Source organism: Lacinutrix sp. (assembly GCF_023299985.1).
Taxonomy (GTDB): domain Bacteria; phylum Bacteroidota; class Bacteroidia; order Flavobacteriales; family Flavobacteriaceae; genus Lacinutrix.
The window spans coordinates 31,156-41,978 of record NZ_JALZVX010000124.1 but is presented as its reverse complement, the minus strand read 5'-3'; the positions used below and the strand labels follow the sequence as shown (position 1 = coordinate 41,978).

At 30.6% G+C, this 10,823-nt stretch carries 12 protein-coding genes; 2 read left to right on the top strand and 10 right to left on the bottom strand.

The genetic code is table 11. The features are described from left to right. A partial coding sequence (locus tag Q0C58_RS06610; protein WP_290699043.1) for a nicotinic acid mononucleotide adenyltransferase occupies window positions 1-855 on the bottom strand: 855 nt, incomplete at its 3' end. A gap of 131 nt (window positions 856-986) precedes the next feature. On the opposite strand from Q0C58_RS06610, the gene Q0C58_RS06605 reads away from it, so the two are divergent. Then, window positions 987-1,988, top strand: coding sequence for an NAD(P)H-dependent glycerol-3-phosphate dehydrogenase (locus Q0C58_RS06605; protein ID WP_290699040.1), 1,002 nt, complete (start codon window positions 987-989; stop codon window positions 1,986-1,988). 189 nt (window positions 1,989-2,177) lie between these two features. Here Q0C58_RS06605 and Q0C58_RS06600 read toward each other — a convergent pair whose 3' ends face one another. From Q0C58_RS06600 to Q0C58_RS06590, 3 genes are read right to left on the bottom strand one after another with little or no spacing between them, the layout of a single operon-like run. Next, window positions 2,178-2,573, bottom strand: coding sequence for a hypothetical protein (locus Q0C58_RS06600; protein ID WP_290699037.1), 396 nt, complete (start codon window positions 2,571-2,573; stop codon window positions 2,178-2,180). 15 nt (window positions 2,574-2,588) lie between these two features. Beyond that, window positions 2,589-3,608, bottom strand: coding sequence for a phenylalanine--tRNA ligase subunit alpha (gene pheS, locus Q0C58_RS06595; RefSeq protein WP_290699034.1), 1,020 nt, complete (start codon window positions 3,606-3,608; stop codon window positions 2,589-2,591). A 54-nt stretch (window positions 3,609-3,662) separates the two neighbouring features. Further along, a complete protein-coding gene (locus Q0C58_RS06590; RefSeq protein WP_290699045.1) occupies window positions 3,663-4,019 on the bottom strand; it encodes a hypothetical protein in 357 nt (118 codons plus the stop codon). Window positions 4,020-4,086: 67 nt separating this feature from the next. On the opposite strand from Q0C58_RS06590, the gene Q0C58_RS06585 reads away from it, so the two are divergent. Beyond that, window positions 4,087-4,602, top strand: coding sequence for a CvpA family protein (locus Q0C58_RS06585; protein WP_290699031.1), 516 nt, complete (start codon window positions 4,087-4,089; stop codon window positions 4,600-4,602). A 64-nt stretch (window positions 4,603-4,666) separates the two neighbouring features. Here Q0C58_RS06585 and Q0C58_RS06580 read toward each other — a convergent pair whose 3' ends face one another. From Q0C58_RS06580 to Q0C58_RS06555, 6 genes are all read right to left on the bottom strand, one after another. After that, window positions 4,667-5,296, bottom strand: a complete 630-nt coding sequence (locus Q0C58_RS06580) for a carbonic anhydrase family protein (protein ID WP_290699029.1) — start codon at window positions 5,294-5,296, stop codon at window positions 4,667-4,669. A 38-nt stretch (window positions 5,297-5,334) separates the two neighbouring features. Further along, window positions 5,335-7,203, bottom strand: a complete 1,869-nt coding sequence (locus Q0C58_RS06575) for a SulP family inorganic anion transporter (RefSeq protein ID WP_290699027.1) — start codon at window positions 7,201-7,203, stop codon at window positions 5,335-5,337. Window positions 7,204-7,283: 80 nt separating this feature from the next. Then, window positions 7,284-7,958: a DUF2490 domain-containing protein gene (locus Q0C58_RS06570; protein WP_290699025.1), complete on the bottom strand. Its 675-nt coding sequence runs from the start codon at window positions 7,956-7,958 to the stop codon at window positions 7,284-7,286. A gap of 9 nt (window positions 7,959-7,967) precedes the next feature. Further along, entirely contained in the window at window positions 7,968-8,789 is an 822-nt protein-coding gene (locus Q0C58_RS06565) for a universal stress protein (RefSeq protein ID WP_290699024.1), read from the bottom strand. Between the two features lie 11 nt (window positions 8,790-8,800). Further along, window positions 8,801-10,381: a SulP family inorganic anion transporter gene (locus tag Q0C58_RS06560; RefSeq protein WP_290699022.1), complete on the bottom strand. Its 1,581-nt coding sequence runs from the start codon at window positions 10,379-10,381 to the stop codon at window positions 8,801-8,803. 93 nt (window positions 10,382-10,474) lie between these two features. After that, on the bottom strand, window positions 10,475-10,723 hold the full coding sequence (locus Q0C58_RS06555) for a hypothetical protein (RefSeq protein ID WP_290699020.1): 249 nt from the start codon (window positions 10,721-10,723) through the stop codon (window positions 10,475-10,477). Window positions 10,724-10,823 lie beyond the last annotated feature (100 nt).

Genomic DNA, 10,823 nt, shown 5'->3' with positions numbered 1-10,823 from the left:
ATCTTTTAAATACTCAATATAACCTCTACCAGTAAACTCGTAAACCGTTCCAGAATCTGCATGTAATAACTCTATTCTTTGATCGTTTATAACACTAAGTTCAAAAAACTCATTATCAAAATAATCGTAATCAAGAGTTAATGTTTTTAAATACATATTTCCATTAACGTTTCCTACACCATAATCTCCTGTAAAATCCCAATACAAATTGTTTGGGTGTGTTACATTTATATCTTGAGAACTTCTAAAAGTGTTATCATTTCTGCCAGATAAAAACTGTAAGAAGTTTTCGTTGTCAAATTCATTTAATGCACCAAAATCGCTTGTATATGTTTTTTCCCAAGCTTCATATTCTTGCATAAAATACTGAATGTTATCGTAAAAAACATAGTCGTAATCAAAGTTAGAACGTTGGTAACCATTTAAAAAATAAGAGGTATCGTTAAAAGGGTTATAAAGCTCTATTGTGTTATTGTCTATTTGGTAAACATCAAAACTATCGTAACCATCAATATCGTGATCGATATCTAAAACCATGTTATAAGCATTATAATATCCTACTGGTATTCCAAAACCATTACCTTGACTTCCTATACCAACCAAATTATTATTAGCATGTAAAGTTCCATTTCTAAAAGATAGTGTAAATGCAATTTGTAACAATGGTGATTCGCCATAACCTACAGTTTCATTTATATTTACATACCAAAGCTCGTAAGAGTTTAATAATTGATTTATAGAAATTGCTGGTGTAGTGTTGTTTGCATAACCGTCTTCTATTAAAACTTCTGTATAACAAGAAGTTAATAGTGTTGCCATTAAGGCAAATACTGAAAGTGATTTTAATGTCTTCATAATCGTTTCGTTTTAAAGGATTGATATAACAACAATTTCAAAAGCTTTGCCAAAATAAATAAAATGCTGTTTTTTAGCATATTAACAACAACTAATAATTGTGTAATTTTGTTTTATAATTAATTATACCTATGAGTAAAGAATTAAAATATGCTGTTTTTGGATCTGGAAGTTGGGCAACTGCTATAGTAAAAATGCTATGTGAAAACCAAGAAAAGGTTGGTTGGTACATGAGAAGTGTTTACACTAAAGAACACTTACTAAAAGAACAACACAACCCTACGTATTTAAGTTCTGTAGAATTTCATTTAGACCAACTTCATATTAGTAATGATATTAATGAGATGGTGACTTATGCAGATGTTTTAATATTTGTAATCCCTTCTGCTTTTATTAATAGTGAACTTAAAAAACTTAATTTAGAACTTAAAGATAAAATTGTAGTTAGTGCTGTAAAAGGTATTCTTCCAGAAACAGGATTACTTTTAGGCGAGCATTTTCATGAAAACTTTAATGTACCTTTCGAAAATATTGGAGTTATTGCTGGACCTTGCCATGCAGAAGAAGTTGCACTAGAAAGATTATCTTATTTAACTATTTCATGTGCAGATGCTGTAAAAGCGCAAGCAATTGCAGATGCTTTGTCTAGCAATTATATAAAAACTAAAATTAGCGACGATGTTATAGGTACAGAATATGCAGTAATGCTTAAAAACATCTATGCTATTGCAGCTGGAATGGCTCATGGATTAGGCTATGGCGATAATTTCCAAAGTGTATTAATGAGTAATGCAATTCGTGAAATGAAACGTTTTATTAAGAAAATGCATAAAATGAAACGTAACATAAACAACTCTGCCTACTTAGGTGATTTATTGGTTACTGGCTACTCGGTTTTCTCTAGAAACCGCATGTTTGGAAACATGATAGGTAAAGGCTACACTGTAAAATCTGCACAAATGGAAATGAGTATGGTTGCTGAAGGTTACTACGCTACAAAAAGTGCTTTTTTATTAAACGAAAAAAATAAAAGCAAAACCAAACTACCAATTATAAATGCTGTTTACGCAATTTTATATGAAGGTAAAGACGCTAAAAAAGTATTTAAAAAATTGACTGATAAGTTGGATTAATAAATCCCTTTAAAAAAAAGGAATTTTATCTTTTTGGGCGTTACCTAAAAAGGTCGGGCTTTCACTACTCGCTCTCTTCGAGGAGCTCAAACAGACCGTTCAATCCCTAACGCACTAATCTACTACTGTAAAGTTTCTTTCTAAGTTTATGCTTATTTATTATAAGATTCCTGCATTCTCAGGAATTGGTTATTTAACCAAAACACCTTTTACTTCCATTAAAGGCAAAGACTGCAAAGCCTTTAAATTAATAGTGTTTTTTCTAAAAGTGTATGTTTTATCAAACATCTTATTATCTTCAAAAAAAGTAACTTTAAACTGGTTATTTAGTGCAAATAAATCTTCTTGCATTAACTCTATTTTAGCATAGCTTTTTTTAGGGAGTACATCTAGTTTTTTTCTAAAGATAGAAGTCATTTTATCTTCATTATAGCCACTTGTAACAATTAAAACCATTTCTATATCAACGTCTTTATCGTTAATAATGTAAGCGTTCCAATCTTGTGTTTTATAAATGTCGTTGTACTCGTTTACTACAGCAATGTAAACGTTTTCAACTTTAGGAATATGGATGTCTTTTTTCATATAAAAACGCTAGTATTACAAGGCACTTTTAAACTGCTCTAAAAACCTAACATCGTTTTCACTTAACAATCTAATATCACTAATTTGGTGTAATAACATTGCTATACGATCTATACCAACTCCAAAAGCAAAGCCAGAATATTCATTCGCATCAATACCACAATTGGTTAATACGTTTGGATCTACCATACCACAACCGCCAATTTCTAACCAACCAGTTCCTTTGGTGATTTTATGGTCGGTTTCTGTTTCAAGTCCCCAATAAACATCTATTTCTGCACTAGGTTCTGTAAATGGAAAATACGATGGACGTAATCTTATTTTAGACTTCCCAAAAAGCTCTGTAGTAAAGTATTGTAAAGTTTGCTTTAAATCTGCAAAACTTACATCCTTATCTATATATAATCCTTCTAATTGATGGAAAAAACAATGCGACCTTGCCGAAATAGCTTCATTTCTATACACACGACCTGGTGAAATAGTACGAATTGGAGGTTGGTTATTTTCCATATAACGTACTTGTACAGAACTTGTATGCGTACGTAATAATATATCTGGATCTGTTTGTATAAAAAAGGTATCCTGCATGTCTCTTGCTGGATGGTATTCTGGTAAGTTTAATGCAGTAAAATTATGCCAGTCGTCTTCTATTTCTGGGCCTTCGCTTACATTAAATCCTATTCGAGAAAATATATCTATAATATCGTTTTTTACAATAGAAATAGGATGTCTAGATCCAATAGTTATTGGTGCTCCTGGACGTGATAAATCTAGATTTCCAGAGTTATCGTCTGTTGAGTTATCTAACTCTTCTTTTAAAGCGTTAACTTTTTCTTGAGCAGTATTTTTTAACTGGTTAATAACTTGACCAAACTCCTTTTTTTGCTCGTTTGCTACATTTTTAAACTCAGCAAAATAATCGTTAAGCAAACCTTTTTTGCCTAAATATTTTATTCTAAAAGCTTCAACCTCTTCTTTAGATTGTGCTTTAAAGCTATCTGCTTCTGCAATGAGTTCTTTTATCTTATCTATCATTTTATGCTGAATTTAATTCAGTAACTCTTAGTGAAGCCACAAATTTATGAATTTCTACTTTATATATTCCGTTTCTAAAAAGTAATTTACAATCGCTTCTTTCATTAAAACACTTTGCTCGCCAGCTTTTAAAGTTGGCAATTGTTCTTTTATTGTATAATGTGGCCAACCTTCTTTATCAACAAAATCTAGTTCATAATATCCATAAGGTACTAATAACTTACAAATAGCAATATGCATTAAATCGAGCTTGTGATCCTTTTTAAACTTGCGCTCTAATTGCCCTAATTCTTGAATGCCAATAAGGTAAATTATTGCGTCTAAATCTAATTTATCTCCATCTGCAAATTGGTTGGATAGTTTACTAACAACCAATTCCCATCGTTCTTTTAATTCTTGATCTCTAGACATGTATTTGTTAAAAGTATAAAGTTTGAAAGTCACAAAGTTAATTTATATTTGTCTAAAATCTAATATTATGGCTGTTATTGATATTGTTTTAGGTGCTTTATTACTTTTTGGACTTGTTCGTGGTTTTATGAAAGGTCTTTTTGTTGAAGTTGCCTCCTTAGTTGCGCTAGTTGCTGGAGTTTATGGTGCCATACATTTTAGTTACTTTGTTGCCGAATTTCTTCAAGAACGAACAGCATGGGCAGAAAAAACTATCAATATCACTGCTTTTGCTATTACATTTGTAATTATAATAATAATAATTGCCTTAACTGGAAAAGCATTTACTAAGCTTGCAGACTTTGCTTCGCTTGGTATTTTAAACAAATTACTTGGTGGTGTTTTTGGAGCACTAAAAATAGGAATGATATTAAGTGTCGTACTAATTGTTTTTAATAAAATGAATAACACAATAACCTTTGTTGATGAAGAACATATTAAAGATTCTATACTTTATAAACCTGTAAAATCTATTGCGCCAATAATTTTTCCAAATATTATAAAGGCTGATGACGATGAAATAGAGCCTGAAACCGAATCTTAAAAATTTTACTAAACAAAAAAACCACTCAATCGAGTGGTTTTTTTATAATTGTATAATACCTTTATTATAGCATTTCTACTTTACCAGAATGTAGATTATAAACACCACCAACAATTGAGATTTCGTTGTTTTCTTCCATTTCTTTTAAGATTGGACTTTTTTCACGAATACGCTCTATTGTTAATTTTACATTATTTTCTACTGTTTTTGCTACAAATGCTTTGTTCGAAGAGTTTGCTTCTCCATCTACCTCTTTCGCACTTTGGCGAACAGCAGGTAAAATATTACTTAATAAATGTGTAATATTCCCTAATTCTACACCATCGCAAGCAGCTTTTACAGCACCACATGCTTCATGACCCATCACTAAAACTAATTTACTTCCTGCTACTTTACAAGAATATTCTAAACTGCCTAATATGTCTGCATTTTCAAAATTTCCTGCAACTCTCGCTACAAATATATCACCTATAGCTTGGTCTAAAACGGTTTCAACTGGCACACGAGAATCTATGCACGATAATACAACTGCTTTAGGAAATTGTCCTCCTGTTGTTTGAGATACTAATGCAGAATTATCAACAGACTGAAGTTTACCGTTTACAAATCTCTCGTTTCCTACTAATAAATCTTTTAACACGCTACTTGGTGTTAATGTATCTTGAACTTGTTTTGTAATTGCTGTGTTTTTCATTTTAATTTTGAATTAAGTTCCTTTAAAAGGAAAAGTTATTAATTTTTAATTGTGTCTTTCACATTATTTTTAACCCATTTTAAACAGGTTTTAAAATCTTTAAAAACGTGTTCGTTTGGTATAAAATCTGGAATAATATCAATACGTTCCATCATATAACGCGGTTGTTTTAATAGATCTACAAAAAGAACTTCTACGCCTTTAGTTTTTAAATATTGAAGCATATCTTCCATAGCATACAAACCAGATTGATCCATGTACTGCATACGTCCTAATCTTAAAATAACAGTTGTTGCGGTGTCAGGAATTTGCAAGGTAAGTGCTTGAAAATCGCTTGTAGAACCAAAAAACAAAGGACCTTTTAAGTGTTTAATAAACACTTCTTCTTTAAGGTTTATTGGAAAATCACTTTCATCTAACCATGCTTCTTCATCTAAAGACTTTACGTCTGAACGTTCAGCTGTTAAATCTCCTATCTTTTTCATAAACATTAATGAGGCTATTACTAAACCAATACCTACTGCATAAATTAAATCCCAAAAGGTTGATAATACTAAAACAATAAGCATAATTAATACTTCTGAGCTTAATTTTATTGGTCCTAATTTAATGTCTTTTGGTAAACTAGGTATGGCTTTTAAGCCTTTATAATCCATAACGCCAATGCCTACAGTTATTAAAATACCTGCTAAAACAGCAGCTGGAATTTTTGAAGCTACATCGCTAAATGCTAACATAATTAATAACAACATTATACCTGCAATCATTCCAGACAACTTTGTTTTTCCACCTGCATTGATATTTACAACTGTTCTAATAGTTGCTCCTGCTCCAGGAATACCACCAAATATAGATGCTATACTATTTCCAATACCTTGACCTATTAATTCTTTATTTGGTTTATGTTTGGTTTTAGTCATATTATCTGCAACCACACTTGTAAGCAAAGAATCTATTGCTCCTAAAAGTGCTAAAGTTAGGGCTGTAAATATATAAGGTGTAATACTACCTAGATTAAAGCTTGTAAACATTTCTAGATTAGGAATTGGTATTCCTCCAGGTATTTCAGAAATTGGTCTGTAACCTAAATTAAATCCATAAGCAACACCAGATACTACAATTAAGGCTACTAAAGTGCTTGGTATTTTTTTAGTAATCCGTTTAAAACCAAAAACAATAAAAATTGTAGAAAGCGCTAATACAAGCTCTAACCAATTAATGTTTTTTAAGGCCCTTGGAAGTATTCTAAGTACTCCTAAAGTACTTTTTCCTGTTTTCTCTGCAATAGTCTGAGATTCTTTTAAAATATCTTTTGGCGTTATTGCATTTGCCCTAATTTGAGTTTCTTTAAAATTTTCAAGAACCAAAATACCTTCTCCTGCTTCTTCTTTTAAAATATTTTTAAGTAGGACCTCTTCCGCTTGAGGTCTAAAAGTTTCTACAAAAGCTGTGTCTTCTTTTGGGTAATAACCAATTGAAGGTAAAATTTGAGTTAATAGTATTATTACTCCAATTGCTGTCATGAAACCAGAAACTACAGGATATGGAATATATCTAATATACTTTCCAAGCCCTAAAGCGCCTAAACCAATTTGCATTAAACCAGCTAGCAAAAAAACAGTTAATATAACTGGTAGAGCTTTATCTACGTTTCCATCGTTTGTTGCTATTATTCCTGCAATTACAACCATACTTACTGCGGTCATTGGTGCAGTTGGCCCAGAAATTTGAGTACTTGTTCCACCAAACAGTGCAGCGAAAAAACTAATAAATATGGCACCATACAAACCAGCTTCTGGTCCTAATCCTGATGAAACACCAAATGCTAATGCTAGTGGTAATGCAACAATTCCTGCGGTAATACCACCAAAGGCATCGCCTTTAATGTTTGAAAACAAATTCTTCATATTTCTAGTTTTAACTTTAGATTGTAAAGTAGTTTTTTCATTTCTAGTTTAAAAGTAAATGGTACTCAAAATTTATTTAATTAGAAATTTACGAATGCTATTAAGTTAATTTGATCTCTTCCCGAGTTTTCGAAAAATTGATTCATGTAACCTAACTCCATTCTTAGCGCATTAGAAAACTTATAACCTAATCCTCCATACACACGATTTCTATCGAAAACCGATGATTCTGTATTCAAGAAAATCTCATTATATGCTGAAAGATACAGTGGGTTTTTACCATCTTCTTTATACTGAAGTGGAATGTTTATTCCCAAAAAATATCTTAATCGCATTCTAAAATCATCTTCAACAAAACGTTGCTCGAAACGGTAACGATGGCTTAAACCTACTTTACCAATTTTTTGCTTCGTTGTAAATTGTTGAAAAATACGATGCTCGTTAACCGAAACTTTTTCATCTGTTTCACCTATATAGTTTTCAGATAAAATATAACCGTAACCTAATAATAGGTTATTATTATTTTCTGTTAAATTATAACCTATACCTGTACGTAATAACAATTGTTCTAAATCACCAATGGCATCATAATTTCGGTATTGTACTTCATTATGTATGCTCCATCCATTGTTTAGTTTTTTATTACCAATATAAATTAACCAATTGCCCAAGTCGCTATCTTGGGCATTAGTATTTATTGGTGTAAAAAACACCAAAAGAACAATAATTAACACTGCTTGTTTTAAAAATTTCATTTCTGTTTTCTATTTAGAAATATGTATGGGTTGTTTTCTGTTACTAAACAAAAGAGAAACATCTACCATATTGATAACATTTTTTTGCTCTGAACTTAATGAAGCTGACTTTTTATTACTAGTCTTTGCTTCTCTATTTAAAAACAACAAGTTGACATTACTTTTAGCTAAATATTTTGATAGATTTTTAACTGCATTATCTCCTTTATCGAAAACGTACTCAACAGTTTTTTTATTTGAATCTAAATCATAATTATTTGACTTGTCAATAAATTTAAAAGACTTTAAAGGTCTATTAGTATTAGCCAACAAATTTTCAGCAAATTCTAAATTAATATTTTGTTCAGGATTATTTAAAAGACCTAAAGATAATTCGGTATTAGGTTTTAATCTATCACCTGCAGCGATTAATACTGCGCCTTCATGATTTTTAAACACAAAATTTGTTACATTATCTCCAATAAAGCTTAGTGGTTTAGATTTTTTCTTTCCTAAAATAATAATATCTGGTTTGCACTCTTTTATACAATCACTAATTTCATTTTTTATATTACCAAAAGAGAAACTATGATTAATTTTTACGTTATAATCTTTAGATATTGGCTCTAATAAATCTCTCAATTTATTATCCATTAAAACATGTTCTTTGTTAATAGTTCTCATTGCCGATAATTGGCTTTCCATTTCTACAATATCAGTAGGCTTTTTTACGTGAAAAAATTCGATATCAGCATTAATTATCTGAGATAAACTAATAGTGTTTTTTAACACACTATCTAAGGTATCTTTCAAGTCTGAAAGCACTAATATTTTATATTTTTGATCTTTCATAATATTATATTTTATGCTGTTTTTGGTCTTAGTTTAAAAAACTCAATAAAACTATCTGGATTCTCAACTATACCACGTTCAGACATTAATTGAATATCAATATTTCTCTCTTTAGCTTTAAAAGCGAAATCATCTAAAATTTCAATAATATCATTATCTAAGTATCTTGTTTTTCTAACATCTAATTCTAAATAAGTATCTCTTGGTAAGCTATCTAATTCTTTTAAAATAGAACCTTTGTTAAAGAAGGTAACCTCTTCGGCAAATGTCATTTTTATTCTATGCTTTCCATTACTCTTATCTTCTATATGTAGGAAATGAGAATTTTGGAAACTTTTTATTAAAATTACAACGATACCTACTGCTAATCCTAGTCCAATTCCCCAAAGTAAATCTATAAACACGATACCTAAAACTGTTACCACAAAAGGAATAAACTGTTTCCAACCTAAGTTGAACATTGTTTTAAACAGTTTTGGTTTTGCTAGTTTATAACCTACTATTAATAGAATGGCTGCTAATACAGATAACGGAATCATGTTTAATAATGTTGGAATTAAAATAACCGATATTAATAAGAAAAATCCGTGAACTATAGCAGACATTTTACTACGACCACCAGATTGAATATTTGCAGAACTTCTAACAATTACCTGAGTAATAGGTAAACCTCCTATCAATCCAGAAATAATATTTCCTGTTCCTTGAGCAAATAATTCTCTATTGGTTGGTGTTACATTTTTATGTGGATCTAGTTTATCTGTAGCTTCAACACATAATAATGTTTCTAAACTTGCCACTAAAGCAATAGTAAAGGCAACTACCCAGACGTCTCCATTTGTAATTACCGCAAAATTAGGAAAACTAAATTGTCCAATAAACGAATCTACACTGTCTGGAATTGGTACACTTACTAAATGAGTACTCTCAATGGCCATGCTTGAATTCCCTTGCGTTACAACAAAAAATACAATACCAACTACAACAGCTACCAATGGTCCTTGAATAAGATTAAAAATCTTTCCTTTTTTAGATAGTACTTTATCCCAAAGTAATAAAATTCCTAATCCAATTAATCCAATTAATGTAGATCCTGGAGTAATGTGGTTTAGTGTACTAATAATCTCTGAAAAAGTGTTTTGTCCATCGACTTGGAAAAATGCAAAATCGCCTGATGGATCAGGATCATAACCAAAAAAATGTGGTATTTGCTTTAGAATAATAATAATTCCTATTCCAGTTAGCATCCCTTTTATTACTGAAGATGGAAAGTAATATCCAATAATTCCTAATTTTAAAATACCAAATAAAATTTGAATAACTCCTGCTAATACAACAGCTACCAAGAAATTTTGATAACCACCTAAACTACCAATTGCTACAAGTACAATTGCCGCTAAACCTGCTGCTGGTCCACTAACACCTATTTTAGAACCACTTAAAGCTCCAACTACAACACCTCCTATAATTCCTGCAATTACTCCAGAAAATAATGGCGCTCCACTCGCCAAAGCAATACCTAAACATAATGGTAATGCTACAAAAAACACGACTATACTCGCTGGCAAGTCATTTTTTAAACTTTTAAACATAAATAAATTGATTTTTTACTACTGAAATAGATTTGCAGTAGGATATTTTAATACTATAGATTTGAACTAGACAGTCCTATTTTAGGGAAATTACTAAATAAATTCGGGTGGTGGAAATAATAAATTAAGATGTGGTTTAGGATAGTTTTTGAAAGTATATTCAAGGTTATCCTGGCTTTCAGAAGCAAAAAAACGTTCTGCTTCTAAAGTAGTATCAATAACAAAAACTTCTAACTCCTTGTTTTTTTCCTTACCTTTTTCTTCTTCTTCTTCTTCTGAAGCGTCAAATAAAAAAGAAACATCAATAGAATCATCAACCAAAACCAATACCGATGGTGCCATAGATGTCAACAAAAATAGCACAGTAAAGAAAATTGGTAAATATTGTTTTAACATCTATTAAAATTAAGAAAAGTAAATATAAGACTTGATAAGGGAAAGA